Annotated in this window: 13 protein-coding genes; 3 read left to right on the forward strand and 10 right to left on the reverse strand. The window is 69.3% G+C overall.

What is annotated here, in order from left to right:
- Positions 1-268: 268 nt before the first annotated feature.
- From ACIOD2_RS39410 to ACIOD2_RS39420, 3 genes are all read right to left on the reverse strand, one after another.
- Positions 269-763 carry a DUF6319 family protein gene (locus ACIOD2_RS39410; protein WP_400550037.1) on the reverse strand — a complete coding sequence of 165 codons (495 nt, stop codon included), beginning with the start codon at positions 761-763 and terminating at the stop codon, positions 269-271.
- A 142-nt stretch (positions 764-905) separates the two neighbouring features.
- Positions 906-2,888, reverse strand: a complete 1,983-nt coding sequence (gene acs, locus ACIOD2_RS39415) for an acetate--CoA ligase (protein ID WP_400550039.1) — start codon at positions 2,886-2,888, stop codon at positions 906-908.
- 99 nt (positions 2,889-2,987) lie between these two features.
- Complete coding sequence (locus ACIOD2_RS39420; protein WP_400550041.1) at positions 2,988-3,590, reverse strand: GNAT family N-acetyltransferase; 603 nt, start codon at positions 3,588-3,590, stop codon at positions 2,988-2,990.
- Between the two features lie 113 nt (positions 3,591-3,703).
- Here ACIOD2_RS39420 and ACIOD2_RS39425 point away from each other — a divergent pair, with 113 nt between their 5' ends.
- Positions 3,704-4,201, forward strand: a complete 498-nt coding sequence (locus ACIOD2_RS39425; RefSeq protein WP_400550043.1) for a phosphoribosyltransferase — start codon at positions 3,704-3,706, stop codon at positions 4,199-4,201.
- Positions 4,198-4,920, forward strand: a complete 723-nt coding sequence (locus ACIOD2_RS39430; RefSeq protein WP_400550045.1) for an oxidoreductase — start codon at positions 4,198-4,200, stop codon at positions 4,918-4,920. Before ACIOD2_RS39425 ends, ACIOD2_RS39430 begins: the two co-directional genes overlap by 4 nt.
- Here ACIOD2_RS39430 and ACIOD2_RS39435 read toward each other — a convergent pair.
- Positions 4,917-5,222: an ArsR/SmtB family transcription factor gene (locus tag ACIOD2_RS39435; protein WP_400550047.1), complete on the reverse strand. Its 306-nt coding sequence runs from the start codon at positions 5,220-5,222 to the stop codon at positions 4,917-4,919. The two genes, ACIOD2_RS39430 and ACIOD2_RS39435, sit on opposite strands and share 4 nt — an antisense overlap.
- Before the next feature lie 61 nt (positions 5,223-5,283).
- Here ACIOD2_RS39435 and ACIOD2_RS39440 point away from each other — a divergent pair, with 61 nt between their 5' ends.
- Positions 5,284-6,486: an MFS transporter gene (locus ACIOD2_RS39440; protein ID WP_400550049.1), complete on the forward strand. Its 1,203-nt coding sequence runs from the start codon at positions 5,284-5,286 to the stop codon at positions 6,484-6,486.
- On the opposite strand, the gene ACIOD2_RS39445 is transcribed toward ACIOD2_RS39440, so the two are convergent.
- From ACIOD2_RS39445 to ACIOD2_RS39470, 6 genes are all read right to left on the reverse strand, one after another.
- Positions 6,413-7,501: a HoxN/HupN/NixA family nickel/cobalt transporter gene (locus ACIOD2_RS39445; RefSeq protein ID WP_400550051.1), complete on the reverse strand. Its 1,089-nt coding sequence runs from the start codon at positions 7,499-7,501 to the stop codon at positions 6,413-6,415. The two genes, ACIOD2_RS39440 and ACIOD2_RS39445, sit on opposite strands and share 74 nt — an antisense overlap.
- 61 nt (positions 7,502-7,562) lie before the next feature.
- A complete protein-coding gene (locus ACIOD2_RS39450; RefSeq protein WP_400550054.1) occupies positions 7,563-8,492 on the reverse strand; it encodes an N-acetylmuramic acid 6-phosphate etherase in 930 nt (309 codons plus the stop codon).
- 23 nt (positions 8,493-8,515) lie between these two features.
- Positions 8,516-9,517, reverse strand: a complete 1,002-nt coding sequence (locus tag ACIOD2_RS39455) for a MurR/RpiR family transcriptional regulator (protein WP_392760294.1) — start codon at positions 9,515-9,517, stop codon at positions 8,516-8,518.
- Positions 9,518-9,728: 211 nt separating this feature from the next.
- Positions 9,729-11,459, reverse strand: a complete 1,731-nt coding sequence (locus ACIOD2_RS39460) for a serine hydrolase (RefSeq protein WP_400550662.1) — start codon at positions 11,457-11,459, stop codon at positions 9,729-9,731.
- A 47-nt stretch (positions 11,460-11,506) separates the two neighbouring features.
- A complete protein-coding gene (locus ACIOD2_RS39465; protein ID WP_400550056.1) occupies positions 11,507-12,781 on the reverse strand; it encodes an exo-beta-N-acetylmuramidase NamZ domain-containing protein in 1,275 nt (424 codons plus the stop codon).
- A complete protein-coding gene (locus ACIOD2_RS39470; protein WP_400550664.1) occupies positions 12,778-14,535 on the reverse strand; it encodes a glycoside hydrolase family 3 protein in 1,758 nt (585 codons plus the stop codon). Before ACIOD2_RS39470 ends, ACIOD2_RS39465 begins: the two co-directional genes overlap by 4 nt.
- Positions 14,536-14,854 lie beyond the last annotated feature (319 nt).

Below are 14,854 nucleotides of genomic sequence, written 5' to 3' on the forward strand. Positions count from 1 at the left end.
GTACACGCCTGGATATCCAGCTGTGCCGAACGCCGGCCGCTAGCGGAATCCGGGTCGCCGCGCAAACGTCCATCCACAGTCACGCGAGTTGTCCACAGATCGCCGAGCGGCCCGTTTCCGCAGGTGGGGGCCAGTAGACTGGACAGGGGACGCCCCCCGGGAAGGGTGGGGGCTGCTTTTCGGGGGCCGAGGCCGCGGGGTGCACAAAGCGGAAACGCCCGGCCCCGCCAATGCGGAACCGGGCGCTTCCTGGAGAGAAAGCTGAGACTCAGGCGTCCAGCTCGGCGAGGGCCTGCTTGGCCTTCTCGAGCTCGGCTTCCAGCGCGGCGACCTTCGCGGCCTGCGCCTCGCGGGCCTGGTTGATCACCTCGTCGATCGGGCCGGACAGGTCGGAGTGCAGCTCCTTCGCCGCGCGCGACACCGCGGCGGCGGGGATCTCCAGGCCCTTCGCGACCCACTTGGAGCCGTTCTTCAGCTCGGCCTGCCATTCGCCATCGGCGGTGCCGGTGACGGTCAGGATCAGCTCGACCGTGCGGGTCTTCTTCGCCGTCGACGCGGTCGCCGCACCCTTCGGGCGGCCGCGCTTGGGCTTGGGTGCCTCTTCGGCGGCGGGCTCGGCGGAAGCCGAGTCGTCCGAAGAAGCGTCCTCCGAAGAGGTGGACGCGGACTCGGTGACGGTCGTCGCCTCGTCAGTGGCAACGGCGGGCGCCTCAGGGGTCGCCGAAGCCGTTTCCTCGTCGTGCGTCAGGACATCCACGGTCATCGTCGTGTCGTCTCCTTGCCCGGGAAGGGGGTGTGGTTCGCGGCACAGTGTAGAACATGCGTTCGACGCGCGCCGCGCGGGGTGTCATGACAGAGCCCTCCCGGCGCGAAGCCGGAAGGGCTCTGACGACGAGAACGCTAGCTCACTCCTCGGACTTGCCCGTCTTCAGGCCCGACGAGATCAGGTCCATCACCGTCGAGTCGGCCAGCGTGGTGACGTCGCCGACCTGCCGGTTCTCCGCGACGTCACGCAGCAGCCGGCGCATGATCTTGCCCGAGCGCGTCTTCGGCAGCTCCGGCACGACCATGATCTGCCGCGGCTTCGCGATCGGGCCGATCTCTTTCGCGACGTGGTTGCGCAGCGCCTGGATGGCCTCTTCACCACCGTCGACGGCGTTGCCGCGCAGGATGACGAACGCGACGATGCCCTGCCCGGTCGTCGGGTCGGACGCGCCGACGACCGCCGCCTCGGCGACCGTCGGGTGCGAGACGAGCGCCGACTCGACCTCGGTCGTCGAGATGCGGTGGCCGGACACGTTCATCACGTCGTCGACACGGCCCAGCAGCCAGATGTCGCCGTCGTTGTCGTACTTCGCGCCGTCGCCGGCGAAGTAGAAGCCCTGGTCCTTGAAGCGCGACCAGTACGTCTCCTTGTAGCGCTCTTCGTCGCCCCAGATGCCGCGCAGCATCGACGGCCACGGCTCGTCCAGCACCAGGTAGCCACCGCCGCCGTGGGGAACCTCGGACGCCTGGTCGTCGACGACCTTCGCCGAGATGCCCGGCAGCGCCTTCTGTGCCGAACCCGGCTTGGTGGACGTGACGCCCGGCAGCGGCGAAATCATGATCGCGCCGGTTTCGGTCTGCCACCACGTGTCGACGATCGGCGCCTTGCCCGCGCCGATGTTCTCGCGGTACCAGATCCACGCCTCGGGGTTGATCGGCTCGCCGACCGAGCCCAGCACCCGCAGCGACGAAAGGTCGTACTTCTCCGGGATTTCCGCGCCCCACTTCATGAACGTGCGGATCAGCGTCGGCGCCGTGTAGTAGATGGAGACCTTGTACTTCTGGATGATCTCCCAGTGCCGGCCCTCGTGCGGGGTGTTCGGCGTGCCTTCGTAGACGACCTGCGTGACGCGGTTCGCGAGCGGGCCGTAGACGATGTAGCTGTGGCCGGTGATCCAGCCGATGTCCGCGGTGCACCAGTAGACGTCCTCGCCGGCCTTGTGGTCGAAGACGTTGTGGTGCGTGTACGCCGTCTGCGTCAGGTAGCCGCCGGAGGTGTGCAGGATGCCCTTCGGCTTCCCGGTGGTGCCGGAGGTGTAGAGGATGAACAGCGGGTGCTCGCTGTCGAACGCCTCGGGAGTGTGCTCTTCGGACTGATCGCCGACGAGCTCGTGCCACCAGAGGTCGCGGCCGTCGGTCCACGGGACGTCGCCCTCGAGCTGGTCGCCGGTGCGCTGCACGACGATGACCTTCTCGACGGTTTCGGCGCCTTCGAGCGCTTCGTCGACGTTGGCCTTCATCGGCGCGGCCTTGCCGCGGCGGAACTGGCCGTCGGAGGTGATCACGATCTTCGCGGCGGCGTCGTCGACGCGGGCGCGCAGCGCGGTCGGGGAGAAGCCGCCGAAGACGACACTGTGCAGCGCGCCGATCCGGGCGCACGCGAGCATCGCGAAGATGGCCTCGGGGACCATCTGCAGCTGGATCGCCACGACGTCGCCGGCGGTGACGCCGAGGGACAGGAGGGCGTTGGCGGCCCGGGAGACCTCGGTCTTCAGCTCGGCGTAGGTGATGTCCCGGGTGTCACCCGGCTCGCCGACCCAGTGGATCGCGACCTGCTCGCCGTGGCCGGACTCGACGTGCCGGTCGACGCAGTTGTACGCGACGTTCAGCTTGCCGCCGACGAACCACTTCGCGAACGGCGCATTGGTCCAGTCCAGTACCGTGGTCCACTTCGTGTCCCACGTCAGCCGCTCCGCCTGCTTCGCCCAGAAGGCCTCGCGATCGGCGTCCGCCTCGCTGTAGAGATCGGCCTGCGCGTTGGCCTGAGCAGCGAAATCGTCAGTGGGCGGGAAAGTACGGCTCTCGGTGAGCAGGTTGTCCAGGGCTGGGGACTGCTCGGTCATGGTTGCAAGGCCTCCTGTAGTGCGCCGATCACCGGCTAGCGGCACGCTAGCGACGTTAGTCCGCCTTGTAAAAGGTTGCACCCACGTTGCCCCGGGGTTTCACCGAGGCAGGCGAGCCGCGGTGACTAAGCGTTCGTTCAGCCGGGCCTTCGCGGCCGGCCACTCCGGCGCGAGCATCGAGTAGGTGACGGTGTCGCGCGAGGACCCGTCCGGCCGGATCCGGTGCGCGCGCAGCACACCTTCGCGAAGCGCGCCAAGTCGTTCGATGGCGCGTTGTGACCGCAGGTTGCGGATGTCGGTCTCCCACGCGACCCGTTGTGCGCCAAGGGTTTCGAACGCGTGCGTGAGCAGCAGCAGTTTCGACTCCGTGTTCAGCCCGGTGCGCTGCCAGTCCGCGCCGATCCAGGTGTGCCCGATCGAGAGGATCCGGTGCGGCTCGACGACCTGGTAGTAGGACGTCGTCCCGGCGACCCGGCCGGAGGTGACGTCGATCTGCGCGAAGGCCCGCCGGGCGGGGTCGGCCAGCGCGTCCGAGATCATCCGTTCGGCGGCCGGGACGTCCGCGGGCTGCCGGACGCTGAGCCACGCCCAGATGCCCGGGTCGGCGCCGGCCTCGAACAGGCCCTTGGCGTGGTCGAGCGTCAACGGCTCCAGGCGGACGTGCTCGCCGGACAGGGTCGGACGCGTGCTCCAGTCGCTCACGTGATCACCTTAAGCTCGGCATTGGCCGTTCCAGATAGCCAATATTCGAGCATTTCCGCAGGCCACTTCGGCGTTGCCTATGCTCGACCGACCACGACGGAAGGGCGAGATCGATGGCCGAAGAGCGGGAAGAGCTGAGCTGGGAGCTGTTCGGCACGGCGAGCCGTGAACTGGCTCACACCATCGCCGATGACGGCTTCGCGCCCGACCTCATCCTCTCCATCGCCCGCGGCGGCCTGTTCGTCGCCGGCGCGCTCGGGTACGCGCTCGACGTGAAGAACCTGCACGTGATGAACGTCGAGTTCTACACCGGCGTCGACCAGCGCCTCGACCTGCCGGTGATGCTGCCGCCGGTGCCGAACGCCGTCGACCTCACCAGCAAGAAGGTGCTGATCGCCGACGACGTCGCCGACACCGGCGCCACCCTCAAGCTCGTCCGCGACTACTGCCTCGACCACGTCGCCGAGGTGCGCTCGGCCGTCGTCTACGAGAAGCCGCATTCGACGGTCAAGTGCGAGTACGCCTGGCGCCGCACCGACAAGTGGATCAACTTCCCGTGGTCGGTGCTGCCGCCCGTGGTCAAGCACGAAGGACAGGTTCTGGACGCATGAGCGATCCCCTGAAGCCCCTGCTCGACCTCGAAGGCGTGGCGGCGGCGGCGAAGTCCGCGCAGGACGCCGTGTTCGCGGTGCACCGCCTCCCGGCGAACCTGCGCGGGGGCGCGGCGACCGCGGCCGAAGCGTCGGTCCGGGCGGCGCGCGCGTCGGCGGGAATCGAAGGCGCGAATCCGGAACTGCCGGCCGACGGCGGGGTCACGGACCCGGTGCTGGCGGGGGCGTTGCGCGTCGCGGAGACGTTGGAGACGCTGCTGCCGACATGGCGCCGCGCGCCCATGCAAGCCTTGGCACGCATGCACGTTCTGGCCGCGGCGGACCTCGTCACCGACCCGGATGCGTTGGGACGCCCGCATTCCGGCGGTGGCCGGCTGGAGATGCTGGCGCAGCTGGTGACCGGCGCGACGTCGGTGCCGGGCCCGGTCCTGACGGCCGTCGTGCACGGGGAACTGCTGGCGCTCAAGCCTTTCGGCAGCGCGGACGGCGTCGTCGCGCGGGCCGCGGCCCGGCTGACGATGGTCGCGACGGGCCTCGACCCGAAGGCGTTGAGCATTCCCGAGGTCGCGTTCTTCCGCCGTGTGCCGCGTTATCTCGAAGCGGCACAAGGATTCGCGAGCGGGACGCCGGAGGGCGTACGCGAGTGGCTGCTCTTCAACTGCGAAGCGTTCGAAGCCGGTGCGCGCGAAGCGAAGAGCATCTCGGACGCGGCCTCCTAGACGAGTACGGCGTCCAGCAGGCCGGGGAACCGCGCCTGCAGATCGTCACGCCGTAGTTCGACCCAGCGCCGGCGTCCGTCGACGAACGTCGTCGTCAACCCGGCTTCGCGCAGCACGCGCCAGTGGTGCGACAGCGTCGCCGCCGTGATGTCGACGTCGTACGCCTCGAGCGAGCAGCTTCGCGGCTCTGTCACCGTCGACAGTTCACGGATGACCTCCAGGCGCACGGGATCGGCGAGCGCCTGCAGCACCGTCACGATCTCGATCGCTTCGCGCGCCGGCTGAGGCAGCGTCCGGGCCACCGTGGCCTCCCAACAGTTGGATCGTTTGACAACGATCAAAGTATAGCTCCATCATGACCGTATGACGATTCGACGATCATCTAATGATCGGCTGGGGATCCTGCTCGTCCTCGCGGTGGGCACGTTCACCGTCGGCACCGACGGGTTCGTGCTCAACGGCCTGCTGCCCATCATCGCCACCGACCTGCACGTGACCGAGTCCGTCGCAGGTCAGCTCACCACCGTCTTCGCGCTGACGTACGCGGTCGCGTCGCCGCTCATCGCCGCGTTCACCGGCACCTGGGACCGCCGGTGGGTGCTGGCCGGCGGCATGGCCCTGTTCACCGTGGGCATGGCCGGGCAGGCGCTCGGGACGTCGTTCGCGGTGGTCGCCGCGGCCCGGCTGCTCGCCGCCGTCGGCGCGGCCGCGTTCCAGTCCAACGCCTACGTCCTCGCCGGCGCGCTCTCGTCCGAAGAACGGCGAGGGCGGGCGCTGTCCACGGTCGCCGCCGGGATGAGCGTGTCGATGGTGCTCGGCGTCCCGATCGGCGTGCTCGCCGGGAACTGGTTCGGCTGGCGCGCGGTGATGTGGGGGATCGGCGTGGTCGCGGTGGTCGTCGCGGCGCTGATACCGCTCATCCCCGAGGTCCGCGTGCCCGCGGCCGGGCTGCGCGAACGCCTGGCCGTCATCGTGCGGCCGACGGTCGCCCGCGTCCTGGTGGTGACGGTCTTCGGCACGCTCGCCGCGTTCACCGTGTTCGTCTACCTGCCGGTGCTGGTCGCGCCGGTCGCGAGCGGCGCCGTGCTGTCGTGGGTGCTCGTCGGGTTCGGCCTCGGCCAGCTCGCCGGGACGACGCTCACCGGCCGCGCCACCGACCGTCTCGGCCCGGCGCGGGTCCTCGCGTTCTCGCTGACGGGCACCGCGGTCGTGCTCGCGGTCGTCGACGTCGCCGTGCTGTCCCTGCCGGGGGCGCTGCTGTTCGCGGTGCTCGCCGGGGCGTTCGGCGGGCTGCTGATGGTGCCGCAGCAGCACCGGCTGTTCACGATCGCGCCGGACGTCCCGACCGTCGCGCTGGGCGTGAACGGCTCGGCGATCTACGTCGGCGGCGCGCTCGGCTCGGTGCTCGGCGGCGTCGTCCTCGCCGAAGCGGGCCCGCCGTGGGTCGGCCCGGCCGGCGCGCTCGCCGCACTGGCCGCGCTCGCGCTGTGCGTCAACCCAGCTTCGCGGACCACTTCTCCTCGATCCGCCCGAACCGCCACACCGCCAGTGCGATCACCCAGGTGAGCACGAACAACCCGACGATCCCGAACCCGACGTAGTCCAGGTCGACCGACGCGATCGCGGCCAGCGGCCCGGACGTGATGTCCAGCTTCTCGGCGAGGATCGACACCAGCTCGATCGTGCCGATCAGCAGCGCGACGGCGACCGACAGCGCCGTCACCGTGAGGTTGTAGAAGATCTTGCGGACCGGCTTCGCGAACGCCCAGCCGTAGGCGAAGTTCATGAAACAGCCGTCCACGGTGTCGAACAGGCTCATCCCGGCGGCGAACAGGATCGGCAGCACGAGGATCGCGTACCAGGGCAGGGCGAACGTCGCGGCGCCCGCGGCCAGCACCAGTAGCCCGATCTCCGTCGCGGTGTCGAAGCCCAGGCCGAACAGCAGGCCGACCGGGTAGATGTGCCACGGCTTGCGCACGGCCTTGGTCGCGCCGCGCAGCAGCCGGTTCATCACGCCCCGGTTGTCCAGCTGGTGCTCCAGCGCGGCCTCGTCGAACTCGCCGCGGCGCATCCTCTTGAAGACCCGCAGGATGCCGACGAGCACCACGAGGTTCAGGATCGCGATCACGTACAGGAACACCCCGGACACCGACGTCCCGATCAGGCCGGTGGTCTTGTGCAGCGCCGAGCCGTCGTCCTCGACCTGCCCGGCCAGCGCCCGGACGCCGAGGGAGAGCAGCAGGCACAGCACGAAGACGATCGTCGAGTGCCCGAGGGAGAACCAGAAGCCGACCGACAGCGGCCGCTGGCCCTCGGCCATCAGCTTGCGGGTCGTGTTGTCGATCGCGGCGATGTGGTCGGCATCGAAGGCGTGCCGCATGCCGAGCGTGAACGCGGTGACGCCCAGCCCGATGCCGAACACACCGGACGTCCCCAACGCGTAGTGCTGGGGTGCGACGAAAGCCGCCAGCACCACCCAGCCCACGACGTTCAGCAGCAGGATGAAACCGGCCATCCCGCCCACGGACACCCATTCACGGCGTGAAAGCCGTGAACCGGTCGTTTCGATCGTGCTCGTCATCGTCACCCGCCTCCCCTCATCTGAGAGGTTAGACAGGTGAACAGATGAACGGCAATGAATCTCAGCTCGCGCGCGCACGCACCAAGTCGAGCGCCTTGCGAACGTGCCCGCCGGACGTGTGGAGCGCCTTCGCCGCGCTCGTGACGTCCGCGCCGGACAGCAGGTGCACCAGCGCCACCTTGAGGTCGCCCCCGGCCTCGGTGAGCGCGTCGGAGCAGTCCGCCATCGTCATGCCGGTGGCTTCCTGCAGGATGCGGATGGTCCGGCCGCGCAGCTTCGCGTTGGTGGCCCGCATGCTGACCATCAGGTTGGAGTAGGTCCGGCCGAGCTTGATCATCGTCGCCGTCGAGAACGACGTGAGGATCATCTTCTGCGCCGTGCCCGCCTTCATCCGGGTCGAGCCGGCGATCGCCTCCGGCCCGGTGTCGACGGCGATGAGCACGTCGACCCCGGCGGGCTTGGCCGCCTTCGCGTTACCCGACACGAGGCCGGTGTGGGCGCCCTGGCGCTGTGCGGCGAGCAGCGCGCCCAAGACGTACGGCGTCCTGCCCGACGCCGTCAGCCCCAGTACGAAGTCACCCGGCTGAACCATGGCGGCCATCTCGGCCGCGCCGGCCCCGTCGTCGTCCTCCGCGTTTTCGACGGCCTGGCGCAGGGCGCGCTCGCCGCCGGCGTGGTGCGCGATGAACCAGTCACCCGGCACGTTGAACGTCGGCACCAGCTCGGCCGCGTCCAGCGTGGCGAGACGGCCCGACGTCCCCGCACCGACGTAGTGCACCCGGCCACCGGCCCGGAGAGCGTCCACCGCGTAGTCCACCGCCTGTGCCACCTCCGGCAGCACGGCGGCGACCGCGCCGGCGACCGTGCGGTCCTCGGCGTTGATCGCGCCCAGGATCCCCGCGGTGGACATCAGGTCGATGTCCGTGGTGCGGGGATTGCGGGTCTCGGTCGGCGAATCGACGTGCACCGCCTGCATGGGGACGGTCATCATGCGCCTCACATTTTCTCCGGTCATTACTTGCCGGTTTCCCGCGGACGGCGACGACCGTCCGGCCTCACTCCCAGGCGGTGCGAGCCGACCGCGTCCCTGGTGGCGTCCAGGGCGTTGACCGACGCGTCCATGTGCCGCTGCGCGACGCCGATGAACAGGCAGTCGATGACGGTGAGCTGGGCGATGCGGCTCGCCGTGGCCCCCGAACGGAAGGTGGTTTCCCGGGCGGCCGTGGTCAAAACGTAGTCGGCGACCTCGGTGATCGGGGAGCGCGGGAAGTTCGTCACGGCGACGGTGATCGCGCCGTGCTCCCGGGCCACCCGCAGCGCCTCGACGGTGTCGGTGGTCGCGCCGGTGTGCGAGACGCCGATCGCGACGTCACCGGGGCTCAGCACCGCGGCCGAGGTGAGCATGATGTGCGTGTCCGACCACGAGAAGCACACGCGGCCGATGCGGTGCAGCTTCTGCTGCAGGTCCGCGGCGACGAACGCGCTGGCGCCCACGCCGTAGACGTCCGCGCGGCCGGCGCCGGCGAGGACCTCGATGACGCGCTGCAGCGTCGCGACGTCGAGCTGTTCGGCCGTCTCTTCCACGGCGCGCGCGTCGGCGAAGCTGACCTTGCTGATCACCGCGGCCAGGTCGTCCTCCGGGCCGATCTCGCCGCCGAGGTTGCGCGAGCTGCGCGCCTCGGTGCGGGCGGTGTCCGCGGCCAGCGCGATGCGCAGCTGCGGGTACCCCCCGACGCCGACGGCCTTGCAGAACCGCGTCACCGTCGTCTCGCTCGTGTTGGCGGCCAGGGCCACCTCGGTGATGCTGCGTCTCGCGACCTGCGCGGGATCCTCCAGCACCACCTTGGCCACGCGCTGCTCGGCGCGGGCCAGTCCGGGGAGCAGAGACCGGATCCGGACGAGCGGACTGGCGTCGGCTTCCCGCACGGCCGCCTGGACCGGTACAGGTTCGGACGGTGCCGCTCCGACTACGGATTCGGTATCAGTCACCGTCGGAAAGTTACTAACCGTTGGCATTTGCGACAAGGCTACCCACACCCTTCGGTACGATCGCAACCCGTCCGTGTCTGCGGATCTCGATTTGCGATTAATCGTTGACCAGAAAGTCGCCAACAGGGTCGACCTTGTTAACGAGGTCAAGCTAACGACTTGGCAACTTAGTGTCGCGACGCAAACGGCTTGGTACCGCTCAGCGGTACACGGTTGTCGGCGTTCGGCGACCGATTGGTCACCGTGCGCTCAACTGGAAACCTTCAGCGGTGAAAGCAGACGGTTCTCGCTCACCGTCGAGTAGTGGTCGGCCGCGTTCGGTGACTTTCACACCGTCGACCGAAACTCCGCGGCCCGTGTAGTTCGGATCGGTGCTGTAACGCCACCTGAGGCTGACCGCGGCCCCCTGGGGCAGGGCGGCCGTCACCTTCCACCAGGCACGGTGCCCGTGTCCGGAGAGCGACGTCACATCTCCGGACGGTGCTCCCGGCCCGGATACCGATAGCGCGATCGGTTGCCAGTTCACCCCGTCGGTGCTGGTCTGCAGCTGTAGTGGATCGGTGCTTCCCTCGGTGTCCACGAAGGCGTAGAAGGACACGCGCGCTTGATCACTTTGCGTGGTAATGGGGCGAGTACTCAGCGTGGCGACGCTGGCGTTACCCAGCGTGCTCGTCCAGGCGTCCTTCCCGGCTGCCGGCTTCACGGCCATCGCCCGCGCCAGCGACGTCGCCCACACCTGGCGGGCGGTGTTGATCGAGCCCCAGTTGCGGCTCGGGTGCACCCGGTTCGTCAGCAGGATCGCGACCGAGCGCGACTCCGGGTCGATGACCAGCGTCGTTCCGGTGAAACCGGTGTGCCCGGCGGTGACCGGCGAGGCCAGCGCGCCCATGTACCAGGGCTGGTCGAGCTCGAAGCCGAGGCCGTGCGAGTCGTCCGGGAACTGCTGGTTGTAGTTCGTGAGCATCAGACGCACGGTGTCCGCACTCAGGATCCGGTGACCGCGGTAGGTGCCGCCGTTGAGGATCGTCTGGGCCAGCGTGGCCATGTCGCTCGCGGTGCTGAACACCCCGGCGTGCCCGGCGACGCCGCCGAGTGACCACGCGTTCTCGTCGTGCACGCTGCCGCGCACCATCCCGCGGGGCGGGTTCGCCTCGAACTCCGTCGCGGCGATCCGGTTCAGCTTCGACGCGGGCGGGTTGTAGCCGGTGTCGGTCATGCCCAGCGGCGCGGTGATCCGGTCGTGCACCACCTTGTCCAGCGTCGTCCCGGTCAGCTTCTCGACGATGAAGCCGAGGGTGAGCAGGTTGATGTCGGAGTAGAGGTACGTGGTGCCCGGCTTGTTCTTCAGCGGGCTGTCGAGCACGGCCTGCCGCCGCGACGGGATGTCCGGGTAGCCGGCCCACAGCGAGGGGATCGGGTCGGCGTCGAAGCCGGAGACGTGCGTGAGCAGCATCTTGATCGTGATGGCGGCCTTGTCGCCGGTCGCGAACTCCGGGAAGAAGCGGCTCACCGGGGTGTCGACGGTCAGCTGCCCGCGCTCGATGAGCTGTAGCACGGCGATCGACGTGAACAGCTTCGAGATCGACGCCATGTCGAAGATGGTGTCGTTGCGCATCGGGACCTGCTGGTCGGCGGGCAGTTCGGTGCCCGCGGCGTCGGCGTACCGCACGGCGCCGCCGACCGCGTACCGGTCGACGACCACGCCGTCGTGCGCGAGCAGCCCGACCGCGCCGGAGAAGTGCGGGTGCCCGGTGGCGTCCGGTTTCGTCCAGCTCGCCAGGAAGTCCTCGGCCGACTTGATCGGCGCCGGGTCGAGGTCGACGTCCTTCGGCGGCCCGTCGCGCAGGGTCGTCCACGACGGGGCGAACCCCTGCTGCGGCCGGTCGAACCGGCCGGCGTCATCGTGGCGTCCGGCGGGGGTGGTGATGGCACTGGCTCCCGAGGTCAACGTGGTCAGCGCGACCAGCACTCCGGTGGCCGCGGCGATGACCTTCCTAGCACGCACGACTCTTCCTCTCAGCGGTAGAGCAGGTGACGGCGACGTCTGCGGTCGAACTCGGCCAGCTCGGCCCGCCAGGCGCCGGTGACCTCGTCGACGCTGGCACCGGCGTCGACCATGGTCCGGAGCCGGTCGGACCCGGAGAGCTTGTCGATGTAGTTGTCGGGACGCCAGGCGAACTTGTCCGGGTGCAGCGCCTTGGCCGTGACGAGCATGGCGACCGCCGTCCGGATCGCGTCGAAGGCCCGCGGGTCGGCGACGCTCACCTGGACGCCGCCGCAGGTCTCGTTGACGAACTTGCTGAACGTCGGCACGAAGTAGATCTCCCGGAACTTCGCGCCGGGCAGGCGGAGTTCCTCGAGCTTCTCGCGCCAGCGCCAGTCGAGCCCCGGCGCGCCGATGATCTCGAACGGCCGCGTCGTCCCGCGGCCCTCGGAGAACACGGTGCCTTCGAACATGCCGGTGCCGGGGTAGACCAGCGCGGTGTCCGGCGTCGGCATGTTCGGGCTCGGCAGCACCCAGTTCAGCCCGGTCTGCGCGAACTGGACGTCACGCTGCCAGCCGCGGACCTGGACGACCTCGAGCTTGGCGAGCTTCACGCCTTCGCCCGGCAGGAACTCCTCGGCGAAGTAGTGCGCGAGCTCGCCGACGGTCATGCCGTGCTGCTGGGCGATCGGCTTCTTCCCGATCCCGGAGGCGAACTTCGGGTCGAGCACCGGCCCGGCCAGGCGGCCGCCGACCGGGTTCGGGCGGTCCAGGACGACGACGGCGACGCCGGTCTTGGCCGCGGCCACCATCGCCGTGTAGAGCGACCAGATGTAGGTGTAGAAACGCGCGCCGACGTCCGCGATGTCGAACACGAGGGTGTCGATGCCCGCCTTGGTGAACAGCGAAGCGAGCTTCGTCGCGTCGGCGCCGTACGCGTCATAAACCGGCACGCCGGTGCGCGGGTCCGTGTAGTCGCCTTCCGAGCCGCCGGCCTGCGCGCTGCCGCGGAAGCCGTGTTCGGGCCCGAAGGCCGCGGCCGGCTTGACGCCGGCCGCGACCATCGAGTCGACGATGTGGTCCCCGTTCAGCAGCACGCCGGTCGGGTTCGACAGCACGCCGAGCTTGCGGCCCTTGAAGGCCTGCCAGCCCTGGGCGGCCAGTTGCTCCGCGCCGGTCAGCACCCTTCCGTGGGCCTGCGCCTGCTCGGGTTGTTCCGTCTGTGCCCTGGCCGAACCGCCGGCCAGGACCGGGACCGCGAGGGCGCCCGCGCTCGCGCCGAGGAAGCGGCGCCGGTTCAGGTTCACCAGGTGAGCCCGTGGCCGAACGGGTACTTCACGGTCTGCAGGTCGGCGCCCGCCGGGATGTCGACCGGCAGCTTCCCGACCGGCTTCGTCTCACCGAGGATGACCTTGGTCAGCGCCTCCAGCGTCGGGTTGATGTAGCCGTAGGTCGCCAGCCAGGTCGGCACGGCGTTCGCGTAACCCGCGTCGTACGGGATCTGCGCGGCGACCGCGACGACCGGTTTGCCCGTGTCCTGCAGCGCCTGGAGGAGCTTGGTCTGCAGGGGGAAACCGCCGATGTTGTTGGTCAGCACGACCACGAGGTCGACGTTCTTGGCGCTCGCGGCGGCCTGCGCGATCTGGGCATCCGTCGGAGCCTGCCCGGTCTGGTAGGCGGTCGCCGTCGTGCCGTGCGCGGTGAGTTTCTGCGCGAGCGTCGTCGTGGTCGAGACGCCCCAGCCGGTCACGAGCGCCGTCGCCGGCTTCTGCTTGAGCGGCAGCACACCGGCGTCGTTCGCGATGGCCGTGATGCCGCGGTCGGCGATGTCCTGCGCGGTCTTGAGGTTGGCCGGCGTGCCGACGGTCTTCATCACCCGGTTCGCGTCGACGAACGGCGAGAACAGGATGCCGCGCTTGAACTTCAGCTTCAGCACGCGCAGCACGCTCTGGTCGATCCGCTGCATCGACAGCTCGCCCGTCTTCACGGCGTTGATCACCGCGTTGATCGCGACGTCCAGGTGCACGGGCATGAGCAGCTGGTCGATGCCCGCCTTGAGCGCGAGCACCGGGATCTCGGCGTCGCTGTGCATTTCCCGCACACCCTGCATTTCCAGTGAGTCGGTGATGACCACGCCGTTGTAACCGAGTTCGTTGCGCAGCTTGCCGGTGATGATCGGCTGCGACAGCGTCGCCGGCTCGAGCGACGGGTCGAGGCTCGGGAACTGGATGTGCGCGCTCATGATCGAGTCGATGCCCGCGGCGATCGCGGCCTTGAACGGCGGCACGTCGATGTCGCGCCACTGCTGCTCGGTCCGGTCGATCCGGGGCAGGCCGGTGTGGCTGTCGGTGGCCGCGTCACCGTGACCGGGGAAGTGCTTGGCGGTCGCCGCGACGGTCTTCGTCGGGAAGTCCGAGTTCTGGTAACCCTTCACCTCGGCCGTGACGAACTGGCTGGCCAGCCCCGGCTGTCCGGCGAAGGAGCGGACGCCGATGACCGGGTTCGCCGGGTTCGAGTTGACGTCCGAATCGGGCGCGAAGTCCTGGTTGATGCCGACCGCGCGCAGCTCGTGCCCGAGGATGGTCGCGGCCTTCGTCGCCCGGCTCGTGTCATGACCGGCCGAGACGGCCATCGAGTTCGGGAACTCCGTGGCGGGTGCGCCCATCCGGGTGACCGTGCCACCCTCCTGGTCGGCGCCGATCTGCAGCGGGATGTGCGCCCCACTCGCGACGGCGGCCTTCTGGAGGCCGTTGGACAGCTTCGCGACCTGGACCGGGTCGTCGAAGTTGTCGCGAGAATCGTTGTTGAAGTAGATGACGCCGCCCAGGTGGTACTTCTGGATCACCTGCGCCGGGGTGTCGACGCCGAAGTCGGTCTGGTTCTTCGGGTTGACCTCGTCCGCGGACTTGCCGTTCACCCAGGTGACGAACAGCTGCCCGACCTTCTGCTCGAGCGACAGGCCGCGCAGCGCCTGCGTCGCCGCGGCGTCCGCCTGCGCGTCCGCGCTCACCGCCGGTGCGCTCGCCGCGGTCGCGACACCCACACCGGTGAGGGCGAGCAGCCCCGCGACGGGCAGCGCGAGCGCATGGAACCTCCGATTTCGGGTCGTCACGACCAGCCTCCCAGAAAGTTGCGGGCGCCCGGTGGACGTGAGAAGTCCACTCGGAGGCGCCAATATCGGGAAGCTACTCACCGAATACATCGATGTCCATCGACCGACCGCAGCAACGGTCGGGTTAGTACCCGGATCGGTAGGAAATTCGCCGTTCGCAAGATGCGGCTCACCCGAACGGACTGGTGGGGAGGCAACTCGAACGGCGCAGCGTGCGCTGGAGGCTCTGGGCGGTGACCGCCCTACCCACATGACGAGGCGGCGCCCG

This window comes from Amycolatopsis sp. NPDC088138 (assembly GCF_044741685.1).
Lineage (GTDB): Bacteria > Actinomycetota > Actinomycetes > Mycobacteriales > Pseudonocardiaceae > Amycolatopsis.